This is a genomic window from Mycobacterium sp. pUA109, assembly GCF_041287095.1.
Lineage (GTDB): Bacteria > Actinomycetota > Actinomycetes > Mycobacteriales > Mycobacteriaceae > Mycobacterium.
This window is the reverse complement of sequence record NZ_JBGGKS010000001.1, coordinates 35,588-57,069: the sequence shown is the minus strand read 5'-3', so window position 1 is coordinate 57,069 and position 21,482 is coordinate 35,588. Positions and strand designations below refer to the sequence as shown.

Here is a 21,482-nt window from a genome sequence, read left to right as displayed (position 1 = left end):
GGTGATGATGATCACTGGACCGCCCAGCGACAAGGAGTTTGACCGTGGCCGTGATCGACCCCAGCCGGACCTGGGCCCCGTTGGAGCAGCGGTTGGCCGTGACCACCAACGAGCGCCATCGGGCTGCGCTGGAAGCGGTGATCGAGCACATGAAGGGTGAGGCCGCGCCGGACCTCGACCAGGTGATGGGCACGCTAGCCGCCGAGCCGGATTACCACTTCTGGATGGGCGGTCAGGATGTCGGACCGAAAACCACCGACGGCGTGCGCACCTACTACGTGAACTTCATGGCGACCCACACCAACGTGTTGGAGTTCGCCATCGACCGGCTGGTGGTCGACGACGACTGCGTGGTGACCGAAGGCGACATGAAGCAGCTGTACCCGGGTGCCCTGGCGACCGCCATCCTCGGCGTGGATGTCGACGATCCGGACGGCGACTACCTGGTGGTGTACCGGCAGGTGCTGCTGTGGCCGATCGATGCCAGCGGGAAGATCGTCGGTGAGGACTCCTACTTCGCCGGCGTGCGCAGCGTGACCCCGGTGGCCCGGGAGGACCTCCCGCAGCAGTACCTCGATCTCGTCCACGCGCCGGCCTGAATGCGTACCGACATCGCGACGATGCTGCTCGACCGGCTCGGCGACGCGCACCTCGGGCTGCGCACCCGGGACCGGGACTGGACCTGGGACGAGGTGGTCCGCGAATCCGCCGCCCGCGGCGCCCTGGCGGCCGCGCTGCGCCGCGACGGGCCGTTTCACGTCGGGGTGCTGCTGGACAACGTGCCCGACTTCGTGTTCTGGCTGGGCGGCGCGGCCCTGGCCGGCGCGACCGTGGTGGGCATCAACCCCACCCGGGGTGCGGCCGAGCTGGCCGCCGAGATCGCCCACGCCGACTGCCAATTGATCGTCACCGACACCGCCGGGATGCGGTGGCTGCGTGACCTGGACCTGGGGCTGGGCCCGGACCGCTTCCTGGTCGTCGACGACCCCGACTATCGGCGGTGTCTTGACGCCCACCGCGTCGAACCCGCGGCGACGCCGGGCGTTGGCCCGGACTCGCTGCTGTTGTTGCTGTTCACCTCCGGGACCACCGGCGCGTCCAAAGCGGTCAAGTGCAGCCAGGGCCGGCTGGCCCGGATCGCGCACACCGCCACCGACAAGTTCGGCCACGTCCGCGCCGACGTCGACTACTGCTGTATGCCGCTGTTCCACGGCAACGCGCTGATGGCGCTGTGGGCGCCGGCGCTGGCCAACGGCGCCACGGTGTGTTTGACGCCGACGTTCTCGGCGTCCCGGTTTCTGCCCGACGTGCGGTACTTCGGTGCCACCTTCTTCACCTACGTCGGCAAGGCGCTGGCGTATCTGATGGCCACCGACGAGCGCCCCGACGACGCGGACAACACCCTGGTCCGCGGGTTCGGCACCGAGGCGTCCCCGGACGATCAGGCGGAGTTTCGTCGCCGGTTTTCCGCCGAACTGTACGAGGGTTACGGCTCCAGCGAGGGCGGCGGGGCGGTCGCCCACGACCCCGACGCGCCGCCCGGCGCGCTGGGTCGCCCCGCGCACGCCGGGGTGGCGGTGGTGCACCCGGACACGTTGACCGATTGCGTCCCCGCGGTTTTCGACGAGCACGGCCGGATCCGGAATCCCGACGCCGCCGTCGGCGAGATCGTCGACAAGGCCGGCGGCCTGTCCTTCGAGGGCTACTACAAAAACGACGCCGCCGACGCCGAGCGGATCCGCCACGGCTGGTATTGGACCGGTGACCTCGGCTACCTGGACGAGTCGGGATTCTTGTACTTCGCCGGACGCCGCGGCGACTGGATCCGGGTCGACGGCGAGAACACCTCGGCGCTGACCATCGAGCGGGTGCTGCGCCGCCATCCGGCGGTGATCGCCGCCGGGGTGTACGCCGTGCCCGACCCCCGCTCGGGGGATCAGGTGATGGCCGCCGTCGAGGTCACCGACCCCGACGGCTTCGACACCGCCGCGTTCGCCGACTATCTGGGCGCCCAGCAGGACCTGGGCCGCAAGGGGATTCCGCGGTTGCTGCGGCTGTCCAAGCGCCTGCCGGTCACCGGCTCCAACAAGGTGCTCAAACGCGAACTGCAGGCCCAGCGCTGGCGCACCGACGAACCGGTGTACCGGTGGGCCGGGCGTGGCGCACCGGGGTATCACCGGATGACCGATGACGATAAACGCGCGCTGGACGCCGAGTTCGCACGGCACGGCCGGCAACGCTATGTGTAGGGAGACCATGATGGGCGACCCCGTGATCCGGGACATCGACGGCGGCACACCGATGACCCGCTTCGCCCGCGGCTGGCACTGCCTGGGTCTGGCCGAGACGTTCCGCGACGGGCGGCCGCACGGCGTCGACGCGTTCGGCACCCGGCTGGTGGTGTTCGCCGACACCGCCGGGGCCCTGCACGTGCTGGACGGCTACTGCCGGCACATGGGCGCCGACCTGGCGATGGGCGCCGTCAAGGGCGACACCCTGGCGTGCGCGTTTCACGACTGGCGGTGGCAGGGCGCGACCGGGCGCTGCGTGCAAGTGCCGTACGCGAAGCGGGCACCGCGGCTGGCCCGCACCCGCCGCTGGCCCACCTGCGAGGTCAACGGTCAGCTGCTGGTGTGGCACGATCCGGAAGGCTCGGCACCGCCGCCGGAGCTGACCCCGCCGCAGATCGAGGGCATCGACGCCGGCGTGTGGTCGCCGTGGCAATGGAACTCGATCCTCATCGAGGGTGCGCATTGCCGCGAAATCGTCGACAACAACGTCGATATGGCGCACTTCTTCTACATCCACCACGCCTACCCGACGTACTTCAAGAACGTCATCGAGGGCCACACCGCCAGCCAGTTCATGGAATCCAAACCCCGCCCCGACAACCCGGGCGCCGACAAGCTCTGGGAGGGCACCTATCTGCGGTCGGAGGCCACCTACTTCGGGCCGGCCTACATGATCAACTGGCTGCACAACGACCTGGGACCGGAATTCACCGTCGAGATCGCGCTGATCAACTGCCACTACCCGGTCACGCACGACTCGTTCGTGCTGCAGTGGGGCGTCGCCGTGCAGAACATGCCCGGGCTGCCGCCGGAGAGGGCCGCCAAACTCGCCGCGGCGATGAGCCGGTCCTTCGGGGATGGCTTCGGAGAAGACGTCGAGATCTGGAAGCACAAGGCCCGCATCGACAACCCGCTGCTGACCGAAGAGGACGGCCCCGTCTACCAGCACCGCCGCTGGTATCAGCAGTTCTACGTCGACGTCGCCGACGTCACCGCCGACATGACGGACCGGTTCGAGGTGGAGGTCGACACCACCCACGCATTCGGGGTGTGGGAGCAGGAGGTCGCCGCGAACCTGGCGGCGCGCAGGTAGGCCCGGGTGCGTCCCGCGTTGAGATTGCGTACCGGGTTGCGCTTCCGCCGAAATCGCGACCCTCACCGCAGTCTCAACGGTGGTCGAGGCAGTAGGCTGGCTGGCCATGGAGGACCGCCCTTCCCTTGACGCGGCCGCGCTGCGCGAACAGCTGATCGGGCCGTGGCGCCAGCTGGATGTGGTCGAGGAAACCGGATCCACCAACGCCGACCTGCTGGCCCGGGCCGCCGCCGGGGAGGGCATCGACGGCGCGGTGCTGCTGGCCGAACACCAGACCTCGGGTCGGGGCCGGCACGGCCGGCAGTGGTCGACCCCGCCGCGCACCCAGGTGGCGCTGTCGGTCGGGGTGGATGCGGCCGCGGTCCCCACCACCGGATGGGGCTGGCTGACGCTGGCCACCGGGGTGGCGGTGGCCGACGCGCTGCGCCGGGTGGCCGGGCTTGAAACCGGCCTGAAATGGCCCAACGACGTCGTCGTCGGGGACGGCAAACTGGCCGGGATCCTCGCCGAGGTGGCCGCGCCCCACCCGGTGATCGTCGTCGGGCTCGGGTTGAACGCGACGATGACGGCCGCCGAGGCGCCGGAAAACACGGCGGCCACCTCGCTGACCATGCTGGGCATCTCGGCCGACCGCACCGCGGTGGCGGCGGCGGTGCTCGATGCGCTGGGAGCGCGGATCGACGCGTGGCGCGCCGCCGGCGGCGCCGACGAGGCGCTGCGGGCCGACTACCGGCGCTACAGCGCCACCCTGGGCACCCGGGTGCGGGCCAGCATGCCCGGTGACCGGCAGATCGAGGGCAGCGCCGAGGCGATCGACGAGCTGGGTCGGCTGCGCATCGACACCGGCGCGGGCGTGGAGACGGTGTCGGCCGGGGACGTCACGCATCTGCGCCCCGACGTTTAAGGTGCGGCCGTGGGCTATCCGGAGAACGTCCTGGCCAACGACGAGCAGGTGGTGCTGCACCGGCATCCGCACTGGAAGCGCCTGATCGGCGCGGCGTTGGTGCTGCTGCTAATCACCGCGCTGGCGGCGTTCGCCGCCGGGTTCGTCAGCACCCGGGCCTGGGACCCGACCGCCAAGAACGTCATCTACGCGGTGATCGGGGCGATCTGGCTGGTGGTGGTCGGCTGGCTCGCGCTGTTGCCGTTTTTGGGCTGGCGCACCACCCACTTCGTCATCACCGACCGGCGGGTGATGTATCGGCACGGGGTGTTGACCCGCAGCGGCATCGACATCCCGCTGGCCCGGATCAACAGCGTGGAGTTCACCCACCGCCTCATCGACCGGATGCTGCGCACCGGGACCCTGATCATCGAGTCAGCGGCGCAAGATCCGTTGGAGTTCCACGACATTCCGCGGGTGGAGCAGGTCCACGCGCTGCTATATCACGAGGTCTTCGACACGCTGGGGTCCGAGGAGTCGCCCAGCTGAGCGAACCGATTCCGGCGCGACCGCCAGCCCCGCAGCAGGGTGACCGTTCCGCCGTCGTCGAGGTTGTCGTGCAGAACCTCGGCCATGCCGCCGGCGGTCAACGACGACTCCAGCGCCTTGTCCGGGTTGCGGGCGAACTCGTCGGGGAACACCCACCGCCTAAACGCCCAGAACCGGAACGCCATCTGCAGCAGGTTGCCGATGATGTACGCCGAGATGAAGTCGGCGATGTTCTCCACCGTTAGCGACACCGTCGGCACCCGCAGCTGCAGGACGTAGCTGGAGAACCACAGCGGGGCCATGGACAGCAGCACGCCCACCCCACTGAACGCGAAGAACAGCAGCGCCTCGTGATGGCGTTCCCGGCCGCCGCGATCCTTGAAGCTCCACTCCCGGTTCAGGATGTAGGAGGCGATCACCGCGACGATGCCGGAGATGACCTTCGCGGTGACCGGCTTGGGTTCGAGCACCGTCAGCTTGAGCGTGTAGAACAGCGCCGAGTCGATGACGAAGGTGGTCCCGCCGACGATGGCGAACTTGATCAGCTCATGATGACGCTCGGCCAGTGGGCGGATCGGCCCTGGCAGGCGTGCGATCGTGGCGTCGGTGAATGACACAACACGCCATCCTACGTACTTCGGCCTACCGGTGCGTAACAACGGTGTCACCGTCGTCAACTAGCCGTGGCCGTCGACGGTCGGGGCGCCATGACACCATATTGGCGTGTCGCGTCCCCCCTCCGTTCCGCCTTTGGTCGCCATGATCGGCGGCGGTCAGCTCGCCCGGATGACCCACCAGGCCGCGATCGCCCTGGGTCAGACCCTGCGGGTGCTGGCCGTCGACGCCGACGACCCCGCCGCCCAGGTCACCCCCGATGTGGTGATCGGCTCCCACACCGATCTCGACGACCTGCGCCGCGCCGCCGACGGGGCGCACGCGTTGACCTTCGACCACGAGCACGTCCCCACCGAGCTGCTGGACAAGCTGGTCGCCGAGGGCGTCAACGTGGCGCCGCCGCCGCAGGCGCTGGTGCACGCCCAGGACAAACTCGTCATGCGCCGCCGGCTGGAGGCGCTGGGCGCGCCGGTGCCGCGCTACGCCACCGTCGAGCGTCTCGACGACCTGGACGCGGTGGAGGCCTTCGCCGCCCAGGTCGGCGGACCGGTGGTGGTCAAGGCCGCCCGCGGCGGGTACGACGGCCGCGGGGTGGCGATGGCCGACGACGCGGCGGCCGCCCGCGAGATCGCCGAACGCTACCTGTCCTCGGGTGTCGCCGTGGTGGTCGAGGAGCGGGTCGCGATGCGCCGCGAACTGGCGGCGCTGGTGGCGCGCTCGCCATTCGGTCAGGGCGCGGCATGGCCGGTGGTGGAAACCGTGCAGCGCGACGGCATCTGCGTGGTGGTGATCGCCCCGGCGCCGGACCTGCCCGAGCCCCGCGCCGCGCAGGCGCAGCAGCTGGCGCTGCGGTTGGCCGACGAACTCGGCGTGGTCGGCGTGCTGGCCGTCGAACTGTTCGAAACCACCGACGGCGAGCTGCTCGTCAATGAGCTGGCGATGCGCCCGCACAACTCCGGGCACTGGACCATGGACGGGGCCCGCACCAGCCAGTTCGAGCAGCATCTGCGGGCGGTGCTGGACTACCCGCTCGGCGACACCGACGCCACCGTGCCGCTGACGGTGATGGCCAACGTGCTGGGCGCCGCGGCGACCCCGACGATGAGCATCGACGAGCGGCTGCACCACCTGTTCGCCCGGTTGCCCGACGCCCGGGTCCACCTGTACGGCAAGGGCGAGCGTCCCGGCCGCAAGATTGGCCACATCAACCTGCTCGGCGCCGACCCGGCGGACCTGCCGAAGCTGCGTGAACGCGCCGAACTCGCGGCACACTGGTTATCGCACGCGCAATGGACCGACGGATGGGACCCACATCAATGACCCCGCAGCCGCGCGTCGGCGTGATCATGGGCAGCGACAGCGACTGGTCGGTGATGGAAGACGCCGCGGTCGCGCTGGCCGAATTCGACGTGCCGTTCGAGGTCGGGGTGGTCTCGGCGCACCGCACCCCGCAACGGATGTTCGACTATGCCCGCGGGGCGGCCGACCGCGGCATCGAGGTGATCATCGCCGGCGCCGGCGGCGCCGCGCACCTGCCCGGCATGGTCGCCTCGGCCACGCCACTGCCGGTGATCGGGGTGCCGGTACCGCTGGCGCGGCTGGACGGGTTGGACTCGCTGCTGTCCATCGTGCAGATGCCGGCCGGGGTTCCGGTGGCCACCGTGTCCATCGGGGGGGCCCGCAACGCCGGCCTGCTGGCGGTGCGCATCCTCGGCTCCGCGGACGCGGCGCTGCGTGCCCGGATGACGGCGTTCCAGGATCAGCTGGCCGACACCGTGCTGGCCAAGGACGCGGCACTACAGGGTAAAGTTACCGGCGAGTAGCTAAGGAGGGCCGGATGGCTGGGTGGGCGGGGAACCCGTCGTTTGATGTGTACAAGTTGCCCGAGGAGCACGACGAGCTGCGGGCGGCGATTCGGGCGTTGGCGGAAAAGGAGATCGCTCCGTATGCCGCCGACGTCGACGAGAACGCGCGGTTCCCGGAGGAGGCGCTGGCGGCGCTGAACGCCTCGGGGTTCAACGCGGTGCACGTGCCCGAGGAGTACGGGGGACAGGGCGCGGACTCGGTGGCCGCGTGCATTGTGATCGAGGAAGTCGCCCGGGTGGACGCGTCGGCGTCGCTGATCCCGGCGGTCAACAAACTCGGCACCATGGGCCTGATCCTGCGCGGATCGGAGGACCTGAAAAAGCAGGTGCTGCCGACGCTGGCGGCCGGCGAGGCGATGGCCTCCTACGCGCTTTCCGAGCGGGAGGCCGGGTCCGACGCGGCCTCGATGCGCACCCGCGCCAAGGCCGACGGGGATGACTGGATCCTCAATGGGGCCAAGTGCTGGATCACCAACGGCGGCAAGTCCACCTGGTACACGGTGATGGCGGTGACCGACCCCGACAAGGGCGCCAACGGGATCTCGGCGTTCATGGTGCACCAGGACGATGAGGGCTTCTCGGTGGGGCCCAAGGAGAAAAAGCTCGGCATCAAGGGGTCGCCGACCACCGAGTTGTATTTCGAGAACTGCCGCATCCCGGGGGATCGGATCATCGGGGAGCCGGGCACCGGGTTCAAGACCGCGCTGGCCACCTTGGATCACACCCGGCCCACGATCGGGGCCCAAGCGGTCGGGATCGCCCAGGGCGCATTGGATGCGGCGATCACCTACACCAAGGACCGCAAGCAGTTCGGCGAGTCGATCAGCACGTTCCAGGGCATCCAGTTCATGTTGGCCGATATGGCGATGAAGGTTGAAGCCGCCCGGTTGATGGTGTATTCGGCGGCGGCCCGCGCCGAGCGCGGCGAACCCAACCTGGGTTTCATCTCCGCGGCGAGCAAGTGTTTTGCCTCCGATGTGGCCATGGAGGTCACCACCGACGCGGTGCAGTTGTTCGGTGGGGCCGGCTACACCGTCGACTTCCCGGTCGAACGCATGATGCGGGACGCCAAGATCACCCAGATCTATGAAGGCACCAACCAAATTCAGCGTGTCGTCATGAGCCGCGCCCTGCTGCGGTAATTTGCCGGTATGGCGTCCCAGACCAGCCAAGCCGTGGTGCGGGCGGCCCGCAGCGCATTCCTGGACACCGTCGAGGCGCTCAGCGACGCCGAGTTCGACGACGGTCCGACCCTGTGCGCCGGCTGGTCGCCGCGGGATGTGTTGGCGCACTTGATCGGTACCGCCGAGGTGGGGCCTTACCTGCGCGCGCCGTGGCGGCTGCATCGGATCAACGGCGAATTCGTCGCGGCCGGGCGTCGACAGGACCGGGCGTCCCTCACCGCCGCCGGCCGGGCATGGGCGGATCTACCGAAACCGGTGGATCGCGCGATATGTCGGCTGCTGCTCGGCGATGTGGCGATGCACCATCAGGATGTGCTGCGCGGCCTGGGCCGCACCCGGGTGCTGGACCCGGTGGAGGAGGCCGCGATCTTCTTCGAGGGTGTGTCACTGACTATCCAGAAGGCGCAACCCACCCTGTTCAAATACCGGGTCGAGCCCACCAACGGGATCGGCCGAGCGTTGGGGCGCGGGATCCGGGTGCGCGGCACCGCCGAGGCGCTGGGGTTGTGGCTGGGCGGCCGCGAGGTCGCCGACGTCGAATTCGATCGTTAGCCGGCCCCGTTTAGCCTGGAGCAATGCTGTCCGCGGAACCCGAACCCGATCCGTCCCGCACCTCGAGCATCTACCTGGCCGCCGCGGAGGCCGGTACCGGCAAATCCACCATCGCGCTGGGTTTGGTTCACCTGCTGGCCGCGTCCGCCGGACGGGTCGGGGTGTTCCGGCCGATCGTGCGGTCCCTGGACGAGCCCGACGAGCTGCTGGAGCTGTTGCTCGCGCACGCGACCGCCACCCTGGACGACGACTCCCGCTGTGTCGGCGTCACCTACCAGCAGGTCCACGCCGATCCCGCCGCCGCGCTCAGTGAGATCGTCGCCGACTATCACGCGGTCGCGCGCCACTGCGACGCGGTGGTGGTGGTCGGCAGTGACTACACCGACGTCGTCAACCCCACCGAGCTGAGCTTCAACGCCCGCATCGCGGTGAACCTGGGCGCCCCGCTGCTGCTGGCCGTCAACGGCCACGACCGCGATCTCGACACCATCACCGCGATCACCGAACGCTGCCTGGCCGAGCTGGCCGCCGCGCACGCCCGCCCGGCGGCGGTGATCGCCAACCGGTGCGACCCGGCGCAACTGGACACGCTGACCGCGACGTTGGCCGATCTCGGGTTGCCCGCGTTCAGCGTGCCCGAGGTGCCGCTGCTGGCCGCCCCGACCATGGCCGAGCTGTGCCGGGCGCTGGGCGGCACGCTCTACAGCGGCGACCCCGAGCTGCTGCGCCGCGAGGCCATGAGCGTGATGGTCGGCGGCATGACCCCCGAACACATCTTGGAGCGCCTCGTCGAGGGGCAGGTGGTGATCGTGCCCGCGGACCGCTCGGAGGTGCTGCTGGCGCTGGTGAACGCCCATGCCGCGCACAGCTTCCCGTCGCTGGCCGGGATCATCCTCAACGGTGGCTTGCTGCCGCACCCGGCGATCGACAAGCTGGTCAAGGGTTTGCAGCCGACGCTGCCGCTGATCGCGACCGAGCACGGCACCTACAAGACCGCGGAGTTGGCCTCCCACACCCGGGCCCGGATCCACGCCGGGGCGCTGCGCAAGGTGGACACCGCGCTGGAGGTGCTCAGCCGCCATATCGACACCACCGCGCTGGTGGAGCAGATGCGCGGGCCGGCCCCGACGGTGGTCACCCCGCAGATGTTCGAGTACCGGCTGTTGGAACGCGCCCGCGCCGACCGTCGCCACATCGTGTTGCCGGAGGGCGACGATGACCGCATCCTGCTGGCCGCCGGGCGGCTGCTGGCACGCGGCATCGTCGACCTGACCATCCTGGGGGCCGAGGCGGCGGTGCGGCGCCGCGGCGCGGAACTCGGGGTGGATCTCGCCGACGCGCAGGTGCTCGATCCCGACCGCAGCGGGATGCTGGAGCGGTTCGGCGCCGAATACGCCCGGCTGCGCGCCCATAAGGGGATCTCGCAGGAGCGGGGCCGCGAAATCATGCGCGACATCTCCTATTTCGGCACCATGATGGTGCACCTGGGGGTCGCCGACGGGATGGTGTCCGGTGCCGCGCACACCACCGCGCACACCATCCGGCCGTCCTTCGAGATCATCAAAACCGCACCCGGGGTCTCCACGGTGTCCAGCGTGTTTTTGATGTGCCTGGCCGATCGGGTGCTGGCGTTCGGCGACTGCGCGGTGGTGCCCGACCCCACCGTGGAGCAGCTGGCCGATATCGCGATCTCCTCGGCGGCGACCGCCGCCAAGTTCGGCATCGAGCCGCTGGTCGCGTTGCTGTCGTATTCCACCGGGGACTCCGGCGCCGGCGCCGACGTCGACAAGGTCCGCGCGGCAACACAACTGGTGCATCAGCGGCAGCCCGACCTGCGCGCCGACGGGCCGATGCAATACGACGCGGCGGTGGAACCCAGCGTGGCCGCGACCAAGATGCCCGGTTCGCCGGTGGCCGGGCACGCCACGGTGTTGGTGTTTCCGGATCTCAACACCGGCAACAACACCTACAAGGCGGTGCAGCGCACCGCCGGAGCGGTCGCGATCGGGCCGGTGCTGCAAGGACTGGCCAAACCGGTCAACGACCTGTCGCGCGGCGCGCTGGTCGACGACATTGTCAACACGGTGGCGATCACCGCGATTCAGGCCCAAGGAGGCGCGGCGTGACTGTGCTGGTGCTCAACTCGGGATCGTCGTCGATCAAATTCCAGCTGGTCGATCCGGCGGCTGGCGCCGCGGTGGCTTCCGGGTTGGTGGAGCAGATCGGCGAGTCCGGCAGCGGCATCGCCGACCACACCGAAGGGATGCAGCGCGCCTATCAGATGCTCGACGACTCCGGGGCGGACCTGGCGGCGGTCCAGGCGGTCGGGCACCGGGTGGTGCACGGCGGCCAGCGGTTCTATCAGCCCACCCTGATCACCGATGAGACACTGGCCGAGATCGAGCGGCTCTCCGAGCTGGCGCCGCTGCACAATCCGGCCAACGCGATCGGGATCAAGGTGGCCCGCAAGGACTTTCCAGGTGTCCCGCACGTCGCGGTGTTCGACACCGGGTTCTTTCACTCGCTGCCCGACGCCGCGGCCACCTACGCGATCGACCGCGAGGTCGCGGCCGCGTACGGCATCCGCCGCTACGGGTTCCACGGCACGTCACACGAATACGTCTCCGGGCGGGTCGCCGAGGTGCTGGGCCGCCCGCTCGCCGACCTGAACACCATCGTGCTGCACTTGGGCAACGGGGCGTCGGCGTCGGCGGTGCGCGGCGGGATGGCGGTGGAAACCTCGATGGGCCTGACCCCGCTGGAGGGTCTGGTGATGGGCACCCGCAGCGGTGACATCGACCCCGGTGTGCTGATGCACCTGCGGCGCAGCGCCGGCATGGAGGTCGAGGAGATCGACGAGCTGCTCAACCGGCGCTCCGGGCTCAAAGGGTTGTGCGGGGTCAACGATTTCCGCGAACTGCGGGCCCAGATCGACGACGGCGCCGAGGGTTCGGTGGCCGCCCAACTGGCCTACGACGTCTACATCCACCGGCTGCGCAAATACGTCGGCGCCTACCTGGCGGTGCTGGGCCGTGTCGACGCGATCGCGTTCACCGCCGGGGTGGGGGAGAACGCGGCCAGCGTGCGCGAGGACGCGCTGGCCGGGCTGGACCGGCTGGGCATCGCCGTCGACCCGCAGCGCAACCGCGCCGAGAGCCGCGACGCGCGGGTGATCTCCACCGACGCGTCGCCGACCACCGTGCTGGTGGTGCCCACCAACGAGGAACTCGCCATCGCCCGCGCCGCCTGGCGGTTTGTGTAACCGCCGAATTGGCGAGCGGCCGGTCAACGCGTGCCAGGGCTCACTGCTGGCGCATGGTCTGTTCGGCGAGGTAGCGGGTATGCCAGGACAGTGCCTCGTCGAGCAGGTGCGGCGTGTGCTGGCCGGGGCTGAACCGCAGGGCGCGACCGAAGTAATCGGCGAGCCGGGGAGCAAAGTCCGGATGGGCGCAGCGCTCGATGATGCGCCGTGCCCGCTGCTTGGGGGAGAGGCCGCGCAGGTCGGCCAGGCCCTGTTCGGTGACGATCACGTCGACGTCGTGCTCGGTGTGGTCCACGTGTGACACCATCGGGACGATGGTTGAGACGGCACCGTGTTTGGCGGTAGACGGGGTAACGAACATCGACAGATAGCCGTTGCGGGCGAAATCGCCGGAGCCACCGATGCCGTTCATCATCTGGCTGCCCAGCACATGCGAGGAGTTGATGTTGCCGTAGATGTCGGCCTCGATCATGCTGTTCATCGCGATCACCCCCAGCCGACGCACCACTTCGGGGTGGTTGCTGATCTCGGCTGGCCGCAGCACGACGGTGTCGCGGTAGTCGCCGGCGCGGAAGCGTTCGATGGCCTCGGTGCTCAGCGACAGCGAGGTGGCCGAGGCCACCACCATGGTGCCGGAGTCAATCAGCGCGAGCATGCCGTCCGAGATCACCTCGGTGTAGGCGGTCAGGCGATCAAACGGTCCGTCCTGCAGCCCGGCCAGCACCGCGTTGGCAACGTTGCCGACGCCGGACTGCAACGGCGGCAACGTCGGCGGGATACGGCCGGCGGCAACCTCTGCGCACAGGAAGTCCAGCACGTGCTCGGCGATGCGTCGCGACGCCGCATCCGGCGGTGTGAACGCGCCGTTGCCTTCCGGTGCGTGGGTTTCCACCACCGCTATCACCTTGTCGGCGGGGCAGTGCAGGTGGGGAACGCCGACCCGGTCGCCGGGTGCCGTGATCGGGATGGGTGCGCCGTTGCCGCAACAGATATCGTGCACGCCGTCGAGGTTTTCCGAATGCCAGGAGTTGACCTCCAGGATCACCCGGTCGGCCAGCTGCAGCCAGGTGTCATTGTTGCCGACCGAGGTAGCGGGGATCAGTTCCCCGGCCGGCGTGATGCCGGCGACTTCGATCACCGCGACATCCAGGTGGCCCAGCGCGCCGTGCCGGGCCATCGGTGCCACGTGTGCGATGTGCAGGTCGAGGTATTCCATGGCGCCGGTGTTGATCTTCGTCCGCTGCACCGGATCGGACTGATACGGCAGTCGCAGCCCGATGCCGTCCACCGCCGCCAGCGCGCCGTCGAGCTCGGGGGCGGTGCCGGCGCCGGTCCACACCCCGATCCGCAGCCGATCGCCGGCGGCGATCCGATCGGCCAACGCCGTCGGAACCGCCTTGGGATGACCGGCACCGGTGAATCCGCTCATGCCCACGTTGTCACCGTCGGCGATCATCGCGGCCGCATCCTCGGCCGAAGAGATCTTGCGGGCGAGTGCGGGATCCGCGATGCGGCCACTCACGTGTGTGGCCGCTGGGTCAATATTGCGGTGCAGTAATAATTTTCGTTCGTTTTTGCCGTGCTGTCGCTTTGCGGCGGCACCGGGAGCCCGCTGTCGGCCAGCAGTTGGCGAAAGTAGCTGCGGGTGGTGCGCCAGCCGCGGTCGTCGAGGTAGCTGACGATGTCGTTCCGTTCGCCCGGGTAGCCCAAACCGTCCAAGCGCACCTGCAGACCGTGCTGGTACCAGCGTTGGTTCGCGGCCTGCATGGCCTGTTGGGAGTCGGGGGTGTGCAGGAACATCTCCGCGAACAACCGGCTTCCGTCGGCACTGAGCTCGGTGATGTTGTCCAGCAGGCGGTCCTGGGCGTCGGCGGGCAGGAACGCCAGCAGGCCCTCGGCGACCCAGGCGGTGGGCTGCGCAGCGTCAAACCCGGCCGCCCGCAGCGCCGACGGCCAATCGTGGCGCAGATCCACCGGCACCGCGCGCAACTCGACGCTCGGCCGCGCGCCGAGCCCGGTCAGCGTGGTCGCTTTGAACGCCAGGACCGCCGGTTGGTCGATCTCGAACAGCGTCATGTCCGCCGGCCAGGACAACCGGTATCCCCGGGCGTCCAGCCCGGACGCCAAGATGACGGTCTGGCGGATCCCCGCGGCGGCGGCCTCGGCGACGAAGTTGTCGATGTGGCGGGTCCGCACCGTCAGCAGGTTGGTCATCGGCTGCATCCCCCACGGGTGATCGGGGATATCGGTGTCGGCGGCGTCGAGCTCCCCGGCCGCCCAGCGGGTGAAGAAGTCGATGCCGACCGCCCGCACCAACGGTTCGGCGAACCGGTCGTCGATCAGCCCGGCGCGGGTGGCGCGGGCCCGGCCGGCGGCCACCATGGTCGCGGTGGCTCCCACGCTGCTGGCCAAATCCCAAGTGTCGTTATCGCTGCGGGTCATGCTCGCCAGCCTACGAGCCGGTGCCGGGGCCGCCAACCGGATTACTCGCCGGAACCGGCGCTGACCTGCCCGTTACCGCGATCGGCGGCCGTGCCGGGAGCTGCCGGAGAGGCGGGTCGGCACCGATTGCGGATACCATCGCTGGGTGGAGATCGTGAGCCCCGCTAACCGTGCCGAGTTGGTCGACGCCGCCTGTGGGGCATCCCACGGCCACGACCACGTGCACGCCGCGCCGGTGGTGCACGACGCCGGCTGGCATCGCGCCGCCCGCTGGGCGCGGCGGCTGGCCTGGATCAGCCTGGTGTTGGTGGCGGCCGAGGGCGCGGTCGGACTGTGGCAGGGCTTGGCGGCCGGGTCCATCGCGCTGACCGGCTGGGCGCTGGGCAGCATCCCGGAGGGACTGGCCGGCGCGATGGTGATCTGGCGGTTCACCGGCGCGCGCACCCTGTCGGACACCGCCGAGCGGCGAGCCCAAATCGGGGTGGCGGTGTCGTTTTGGCTCAGCGCGCCCTACATCGTCGCCGAATCGGTGCGGCACCTGTTCGGGGAGCACCACGCCGAGACCACCCTGATCGGCATCGCGGTGACCGCCGTGGGGGTGGTGGCGATGCCGATCCTGGGCCGGGCGCAACGTCGGCTGGGGGCGCGGCTGTCCTCGGCCGCCACCGCGAGCGAGGGCGTGCAGAACTACCTGTGCGCCACCCAGGCCGCCGCGGTGCTGCTCGGCCTGGCCGTCTCCGCCCAATGGTCCGGCGGCTGGTGGCTGGACCCGGTGATCGGGCTGGGTGTGGCCGTCGCCGCGGTGTGGCAGGGCGTTCGGGCCTGGCGCGGCGACGACTGCGGCTGCTAATTCGCTTAGTTGGCGACCGCGTCGACCGGGGACCCGTTGGTCTCCAAGTCCATCCCGCTGAGCTCTGAGTCGGTGAGCCTGGCGAGGTCGGCGTCGTCGGGGCCGGTGATCCCACCCAGCGCCTCGATGAGCTGTTGCACCTTGGCCGCTTCGTCATCGCTGGGGGTGCCGCCGGCCTCGAGCTCGTCGGGCAGCTCGGGCCGCAGGCCGGCGCCGCTGGCGGCCTCGGCGGCCGACAACTTGGCGCGGATGCGCACGGTGTAGAGCTGTTGACCCAGGGTCGCGTTGGGTGCCGCGGCCGCGCGGGCCATCAGGTTGTCGTATTGCCGACGCACCTCGCTGAGGGTGGTGATCACCGTCGCGGTGGAGCGGCTGTAGCACGCCGCCTCGGTCAACGAGGCACGCAGTTTGCGCAGCCCGGTCAACACCACCTCGGCGCGCTTCGGGAACTTCTTGTCCTCGGGGAACGGCAGGGATTCGATGGCCGCCCGATACATGTGCATGGCCGCGTCGGCGACACCGACAATCACATGTGCTTCACCGTTTTTGGGATCAAACTGGTTCACGGGTGCTCAATTCTGTGCTGCTGTCCAAGGGCGCGAAGGTCACGGTAACCGCGCCGTGGAACGTTACAGTGTGGGCCGGTCGATGACAATGGGCGTCGGCGTGTTCAGCGCCCCGGCCCGGCCAGAAATTCGTGGTTGTGCTGGCCCGCCGCCGGGGGCGGATCCGTGGCCGCCGCGGTGAACGACGCGTAGCGCGCCGGGGTGCGAATCACCGTGACGGCGTCCTCGCCGCCGCCGACGGTGAGGGCCAGGTCGTTCTCGCCGAACAGCGGGGTGCCCACCACCTGCTTCCAGGTGTACGGCAGGCAGGCCATAACGCCGTTGCGGCGCAACACCTCGACCCATTCGGCGGCGGGGCGGGCGGCCAACGCGGCCTCCAACTCGTCGGTGAGTTCGGCGTAGTTGATCGACCGCGACCGCTGGTCGGCGAACCGCTCATCATCGATCAGGTCCGGGCGCCCGATGGCGTGACACAGCAGCTGCCAATGTTTGGGCACGTACGCGCTGAGCACCAGATAGCCGTCGGCGGCCCGGAACGCGTCGGACGGTTGGGTGGCAAAACCAACACTTTTGCGCCGCTTGGTGTTCGATGCCGGCGTGGCGTCGGTTCGGCGGTTGAGGTGCACGGTCAACTGGTTGGTCTGCAGGCCCACCGCGACGTCGTACATGGCGACCCGGACGATGTCGGCGACCCCGTGCCGCTCCCGGTTGAGCAGGGCGGCCAGCACCGCTTGGGCCAGCACATGCCCGCTGGCGTTGTCGACCAGCTGAAACGGGATGATCTGCGGTTTCCCGTCGGCGGTGCGCATCCCGGTGGTCATGCCGGCCTCGGCCGCCACCATCAGGTCGACGCCCGGGCGGTCGCCGTGCGGGCCGTTGCCGCCGAACGCCGACAGCCGCGCGTAGACCAATCGTGGGTTGCGCGACTGCAATTCGGTGGGGCCCAGGCCCAGCTTCTCCATCACCCCGGGCCGGAAGCCCTCCAGGAGCACGTCGGTGGTGTCGACCAGCCGCAGGATCTGGTGTTGGGCGTCGGGGGTGGTCAGGTCCACCGCCACCGACTTCTTGCCCCGGTTGTTGGGCAGAAAGTACGTCGCCAGCGGGGGACGGCCGGGCAGCACCGAGGTGATCTGCCGGGCCGCCTCACCGCCGGGCGCCTCGACCTTGATGACCTCGGCGCCCAGGTCGGCCAGCACCTGCCCGGCCAGCGGGCCGGCCACGTTCTGGGTGAAGTCGAGCACGCGAAACCCGTCCAGGGGCTTAGGGCCATCCGCCATACCTGGGCAGCCTAGCGAGCCGGTGGGGAAGCCCGCGTTGACTCTGCGCTGAGGGCGCGAATTAGGCGCAAAAGTGCGCCCTGAACGCAGAGTGAACGCGGAGACTGCGTCAGGTCAACGCGACGACGGCTTCTTAGACAACGCGCAGTCGCCGCAGAGCCCGCCGCCGGGGGTGCGGTAGTACAAACAGCAGCTCAGTCGACGGTAGTCGGTGTCGGTGTCGAAACGCACCGCGCCGGCCAGTCTTTCGTCGGCGCACAGGCGTCGGGCCAGCTGCCAGCCGGAGCCGGGCCCGCGGTCCGCGCCGCGGCCGTCGAACACCCGGGCGGCGCCGAGGAGCGCGGATGCCGCGTTGCCCCACAACAGTTTTTCCGACATCGGGTGCAGTGCGCGCAGCGCGGCGGCCAGCGGGGCCAGGTGCGCATCCAGCACGTCGGCGGCCAGCGCCGGCTCCAGCTCGTCGCCGCGCCAGCAGACCGGATCCGGCAGGTGCAGCCGGATCTGGCCGTCGGCCTGCTGAAAGAGCAGCGGGTCCAGGTCGACCAGCAGCCGGTGCCCGGCCAGCGCGCCGAGCCCGATCGACCACAGCCGGGCGGCGAAGCCGAGGTGAAACGTCGAGGCCGCGACCCGCTGATGCGGGGTGTTGATCCGTGTCTGCACACCGCGCACGACGCGCGCCAACAGTGCGCGGTCGGTGTAGAGCTGGTGCACCGGCCGCCAGTCGCCGTCGGGGAGCGGGCCGGTGCCGACCGCGAAGTACGGGCTGATCTGGGACACCTCCGCCAACGCCGCGGCCGCGTCGGCCTCCGGCAGGCAGCGCCGCGGGCTGTCCGGCAGCGCGCGCAGCAGCGCGGGCAGGGCACTCAGGGTGGTCGGCGCCGCGGGGCGGGCACCGGCGCGGACCGTGATCGCGGCGGGATCGGTTGCGGTGACGACGATCTCGGCGGGCTCGTGCTGCCGCCACCCCTCTCGGGCCAGCAGCCGGTCCAGCGCGGTGCGCAGCGGTTCGGGTGCCGCGATGCGGGCGCTGCGCCGAATGCCGGTGGCGCGCAAGGCGAAGGTGCCGCTGGCCGGGTCGAAGCCCAGCGTGTCACCGTCGAACAGGGCACCGATCCGCCCAGCCAGCAAGAGTTCTTCGGGGATCGCGTCGACCAGCGTGCCGTCGGGGTGCAGCAGCCACACCCGGTCGGCCACCCGCAGCGCCAGTTCCAGGTCGTGGGTGGACATCACCACGGCCAAGTCCTGCTCGCGGGCCAGGGTACGCAGCAACTCCACCAGACCCGCCCGCGACGGCACATCCAGGAACGCGGTCGGCTCGTCGAGCACCAGCAGCCCCGGCTGCTGGGCCAGCGCCCGGGCGGTCAGCACCCGCTGCCGTTCGCCGTCGGACAGTTCGGCCGCCGGCCGATGCGCCAGGTGCTCGGCACCCACCGCCGCCAACGCCCAGTCGACGACGGCGTCGTCGTCCGGCCCCAGCCGGGCGGACAGGCCCAGGTGCGGGATGCGGCCCAGGCCGGCGAGTTCGCGGGCCGACAACAATCCCGGATCGACGCGGTCGGTCAGCACCACCGCCACCCGGCGGGCCAACTCGTCGAGCGGCAACCCACCGGTTTCGGCGCCGTCCAGCAGCACCTGGCCGCCCAACGGCGGCTGCAGCCCGCACAGGGTGCGGATCAGCGTCGACTTGCCGCAGCCGTTGGGGCCCAGCAGCACGGTGAGTTCGCCGCGGTGCGCGACCGCGTGCAGCCCCCCGGCCACCGTGGTGCGCCGCCGTCGGTGCCGGTAGCCGATGCTCAAGTCGCGCAGCGCGACGCCGGTCGTCATCGCTCCATGCCCAGCCCGCGGCGGCTGCGCAGCAGCACCGCCACCACGATCGGCGCGCCGATCAGCGCGGTGACGGCGTTGATCGGCAGCACGGCGTCGCTGCCCGGGACCTGGCTGACCAGGCCGCAGCCCAGCGCGACCGCCGCCCCCATCAGCACCACCCCGGGCAGCAGCACCCGATGATCGGAGGTGCCCAGCGCCAGCCGCGCCAGGTGCGGAACCGCCAGCCCCAGAAACGCGATCGGCCCGCAAAACGCCGTCGTCACCCCGGCCAGCAGCGACGCCGACGCCACCGTGATCAGCCGCGCGCGGCGCACGTCGATGCCCATTGAGCGGGCGTAGCCCTCACCGAGCAGCAGGGCGTTGAGCGCGCGGACCGTCAGCGCCGCCGCCGCCAGCCCGACCGCCACCAGCGGCAGCAGCAGCCGCACGTCGGCCCAGGTGGTGCCGGCGAAGCTGCCCAGCCCCCACACCAGGAACTGCTGGATGCGCTGCGGGTCGGCGTAGATCAGCAGCACGCTGACGATCGCGGTGCTGGCCGCGCCGACCATCACCCCGATCAGCAGCAGCGTCGCCGCCGACCGCACCCAGCGGGACAACAGCAGCACCACCGTGAGCACCGCCGCGGCCCCGACCGCGGCCGCCGCCACCACCCCGGCGCGGTCGCCGGTGCCCAGCCCGGCGGTGAACCCCGCCCCGGCGCCGACGCCGATCACCACCAGCGCCACCCCCAGGCTGGCGCCGGAGCTGACCCCCAGCACGTACGGGTCGGCGAGGGCGTTGCGAAACAGCGTCTGCATCTGCAGCCCGGCGACCCCGAGGCCGGCGCCCGCGGTGGCCGCGGTCAGCACCCGCGGCAGCCGCAGCGTGCGCACCACCACCTGCCAGCGCGGGTCGGCCGGGGTGGCGCCGACCAGCACCCGCAGGGTCTCGCCGAGCGGCACCCGCACCGGCCCCACCACCAGGCCCAGCAGGGCCAACGCGGCGACACCGGCGACCAGCGTCGTCAGCAGCACCGTCCGGCGGGTCACGCCGCAACCTGGCGGTAGAACACGAAGTGGTGATCGGCGTGCCGGTCGGGATGCAGGATCGCGGTCAGGTCGGCGAGCACCAGGTCCGGGCGGGCCGACCCGCGTTCCCAGTAGTCGTTGCCGCCGCCGGGGCCAATCGCCTTGGCCGCCGCCCAGATGTGGCCGTCGCGGACCGCCGCCAACTCGCCGTAGCGGGGGTCGGCCGCCAGCACCTCGGCGGTGTTCGTCCAGTCGGTGGTCACCAGCCACAGCGGGGCGTGACCGGCACGGGCGTAGACGGATTCGAAGTTCAGTTGCAGGCTGCCGGTGCTGGGGTCGGCGGCCCACGGGTAGCGGCCGCCGGCGTCGAGCACCAGCCGCCCCGCGTAGTCGCCGCCGGCGGGCATGGACCAGCTGCCCTGATACATGGTGCCCAGCAGCACGTCGACCGGTGGCGCGGCGGCGGCCTGGGCGGCCACCGCGTGGTAGTCGGCGCGGACCCGGTCATAGACCCCGGTGGCCGCCTTCTCGGTGCTGGTCAATGCGGCCATCACCTTGATCCACTCGGCCCGGCCCAGCGGGGTGGCCTCCAGCCATTCGGCGTCGGCGAGCACGCCGATGCCGGCGTCGCGCAGCTTGGGGTAGCTGGGATCGTCGATGCCGCCGGTGATCAGCACCGCCGGGCGCCCGGCGATCACCGCCTCGACGTTGACCTGCTGGCCCGGGGCGTACGCCACGATGTCACCGTCGTCGATGCGCCGCCGGACCTGCGGATCCACCACGGCGGCGGTGTTGGCGACCCCGGTGATCACCTCGGTCTGGTGCAGTTCGGCGATCATGCCCAGATGCGTCGTCGAGGCCGAATACAGGCTGTCGACCGGCACACTGATCCGCGGTGCGTCGGCGAGCTCACCGGTCAGCTGCGGGTCCGGCGCGCCGCAACGCACCAGCACATACGACTCGGGTTTGCCGTTGGGGTAGGGCTGTTTGACGGTCAGCACCTGGTAGCTGCGGTGGTAGCTGAGGGTGAAGTTGGTGGCGTCGGTGATCGTCAACTTGTTCGGGAAGTAGTCGGCGTCCGGGCGGAAATCGGTGATGCAGTCCCGGCGGTCGGTGGCCACGCGGTGGTCGGGACGCGCCGAGCAACCACCCAGGCTCAGCGCCAGGGCGGTGGTCGCGGCGAGGGCCGCGAGGCGCGCGATTCGCACAGGTTTGCTCC

General features: G+C 70.5%; 20 protein-coding genes. 12 read left to right on the top strand and 8 right to left on the bottom strand.

Annotated features, from left to right (window positions below):
* Window positions 1-44: 44 nt before the first annotated feature.
* From ACAG26_RS00265 to ACAG26_RS00245, 5 genes are all read left to right on the top strand, one after another.
* Window positions 45-599, top strand: coding sequence for a nuclear transport factor 2 family protein (locus tag ACAG26_RS00265; RefSeq protein WP_370477919.1), 555 nt, complete (start codon window positions 45-47; stop codon window positions 597-599).
* On the top strand, window positions 600-2,249 hold the full coding sequence (locus tag ACAG26_RS00260; RefSeq protein WP_370477917.1) for an AMP-binding protein: 1,650 nt from the start codon (window positions 600-602) through the stop codon (window positions 2,247-2,249).
* 10 nt (window positions 2,250-2,259) lie between these two features.
* A complete protein-coding gene (locus tag ACAG26_RS00255; protein ID WP_370477915.1) occupies window positions 2,260-3,384 on the top strand; it encodes a Rieske 2Fe-2S domain-containing protein in 1,125 nt (374 codons plus the stop codon).
* A 106-nt stretch (window positions 3,385-3,490) separates the two neighbouring features.
* Window positions 3,491-4,288 (top strand): biotin--[acetyl-CoA-carboxylase] ligase, encoded by a 798-nt coding sequence (locus ACAG26_RS00250; RefSeq protein WP_370477913.1) that lies wholly within the window; start codon window positions 3,491-3,493, stop codon window positions 4,286-4,288.
* Window positions 4,289-4,297: 9 nt separating this feature from the next.
* Window positions 4,298-4,816 (top strand): PH domain-containing protein, encoded by a 519-nt coding sequence (locus ACAG26_RS00245; protein WP_370477911.1) that lies wholly within the window; start codon window positions 4,298-4,300, stop codon window positions 4,814-4,816.
* Here ACAG26_RS00245 and ACAG26_RS00240 read toward each other — a convergent pair.
* The gene (locus ACAG26_RS00240) at window positions 4,771-5,433 is read right to left on the bottom strand and encodes a GtrA family protein (protein WP_370477909.1); all 663 of its coding nucleotides are present in this window, start codon (window positions 5,431-5,433) and stop codon (window positions 4,771-4,773) included. The genes ACAG26_RS00245 and ACAG26_RS00240 overlap by 46 nt on opposite strands.
* Before the next feature lie 142 nt (window positions 5,434-5,575).
* On the opposite strand from ACAG26_RS00240, the gene ACAG26_RS00235 reads away from it, so the two are divergent.
* From ACAG26_RS00235 to ACAG26_RS00210, 6 genes are read left to right on the top strand one after another with little or no spacing between them, the layout of a single operon-like run.
* Window positions 5,576-6,751: a 5-(carboxyamino)imidazole ribonucleotide synthase gene (locus ACAG26_RS00235; RefSeq protein WP_370478775.1), complete on the top strand. Its 1,176-nt coding sequence runs from the start codon at window positions 5,576-5,578 to the stop codon at window positions 6,749-6,751.
* Window positions 6,748-7,254 carry a 5-(carboxyamino)imidazole ribonucleotide mutase gene (gene purE / locus ACAG26_RS00230; protein WP_370478772.1) on the top strand — a complete coding sequence of 169 codons (507 nt, stop codon included), beginning with the start codon at window positions 6,748-6,750 and terminating at the stop codon, window positions 7,252-7,254. Before ACAG26_RS00235 ends, purE begins: the two co-directional genes overlap by 4 nt.
* 14 nt (window positions 7,255-7,268) lie before the next feature.
* Window positions 7,269-8,438 (top strand): acyl-CoA dehydrogenase, encoded by a 1,170-nt coding sequence (locus ACAG26_RS00225; protein ID WP_370477907.1) that lies wholly within the window; start codon window positions 7,269-7,271, stop codon window positions 8,436-8,438.
* A 9-nt stretch (window positions 8,439-8,447) separates the two neighbouring features.
* Window positions 8,448-9,032, top strand: coding sequence for a maleylpyruvate isomerase family mycothiol-dependent enzyme (locus ACAG26_RS00220; RefSeq protein ID WP_370477905.1), 585 nt, complete (start codon window positions 8,448-8,450; stop codon window positions 9,030-9,032).
* 23 nt (window positions 9,033-9,055) lie between these two features.
* Window positions 9,056-11,158, top strand: a complete 2,103-nt coding sequence (pta, locus tag ACAG26_RS00215; protein WP_370477903.1) for a phosphate acetyltransferase — start codon at window positions 9,056-9,058, stop codon at window positions 11,156-11,158.
* A complete protein-coding gene (locus tag ACAG26_RS00210) occupies window positions 11,155-12,294 on the top strand; it encodes an acetate kinase (RefSeq protein ID WP_370477900.1) in 1,140 nt (379 codons plus the stop codon). Before pta ends, ACAG26_RS00210 begins: the two co-directional genes overlap by 4 nt.
* A 40-nt stretch (window positions 12,295-12,334) precedes the next feature.
* On the opposite strand, the gene ACAG26_RS00205 is transcribed toward ACAG26_RS00210, so the two are convergent.
* Together ACAG26_RS00205 and ACAG26_RS00200 are read right to left on the bottom strand one after the other, a co-directional pair.
* Entirely contained in the window at window positions 12,335-13,816 is a 1,482-nt protein-coding gene (locus tag ACAG26_RS00205; RefSeq protein ID WP_370477898.1) for a succinate CoA transferase, read from the bottom strand.
* Complete coding sequence (locus ACAG26_RS00200) at window positions 13,813-14,736, bottom strand: class I SAM-dependent methyltransferase (RefSeq protein ID WP_370477896.1); 924 nt, start codon at window positions 14,734-14,736, stop codon at window positions 13,813-13,815. The genes ACAG26_RS00205 and ACAG26_RS00200 overlap by 4 nt, the downstream gene beginning before the upstream one ends.
* 238 nt (window positions 14,737-14,974) lie before the next feature.
* Between ACAG26_RS00200 and ACAG26_RS00195 the strand changes: the two genes are divergently transcribed.
* Entirely contained in the window at window positions 14,975-15,586 is a 612-nt protein-coding gene (locus tag ACAG26_RS00195; RefSeq protein WP_370478770.1) for a cation transporter, read from the top strand.
* 5 nt (window positions 15,587-15,591) lie between these two features.
* Here ACAG26_RS00195 and ACAG26_RS00190 read toward each other — a convergent pair whose 3' ends face one another.
* The 5 genes from ACAG26_RS00190 to ACAG26_RS00170 all read right to left on the bottom strand — a co-directional run bounded on the left by ACAG26_RS00190 (window position 15,592) and on the right by ACAG26_RS00170 (window position 21,471).
* Window positions 15,592-16,152 carry an XRE family transcriptional regulator gene (locus ACAG26_RS00190; RefSeq protein WP_370477894.1) on the bottom strand — a complete coding sequence of 187 codons (561 nt, stop codon included), beginning with the start codon at window positions 16,150-16,152 and terminating at the stop codon, window positions 15,592-15,594.
* Between the two features lie 104 nt (window positions 16,153-16,256).
* Window positions 16,257-17,429 (bottom strand): CoA transferase, encoded by a 1,173-nt coding sequence (locus ACAG26_RS00185; RefSeq protein ID WP_370477892.1) that lies wholly within the window; start codon window positions 17,427-17,429, stop codon window positions 16,257-16,259.
* Window positions 17,430-17,543: 114 nt separating this feature from the next.
* Window positions 17,544-19,253, bottom strand: coding sequence for an ATP-binding cassette domain-containing protein (locus ACAG26_RS00180; RefSeq protein ID WP_370477889.1), 1,710 nt, complete (start codon window positions 19,251-19,253; stop codon window positions 17,544-17,546).
* The gene (locus ACAG26_RS00175) at window positions 19,250-20,284 is read right to left on the bottom strand and encodes a FecCD family ABC transporter permease (RefSeq protein WP_370477886.1); all 1,035 of its coding nucleotides are present in this window, start codon (window positions 20,282-20,284) and stop codon (window positions 19,250-19,252) included. Before ACAG26_RS00175 ends, ACAG26_RS00180 begins: the two co-directional genes overlap by 4 nt.
* The gene (locus tag ACAG26_RS00170; RefSeq protein ID WP_370477883.1) at window positions 20,281-21,471 is read right to left on the bottom strand and encodes an ABC transporter substrate-binding protein; all 1,191 of its coding nucleotides are present in this window, start codon (window positions 21,469-21,471) and stop codon (window positions 20,281-20,283) included. Before ACAG26_RS00170 ends, ACAG26_RS00175 begins: the two co-directional genes overlap by 4 nt.
* Between the last annotated feature and the right edge of the window lie 11 nt (window positions 21,472-21,482).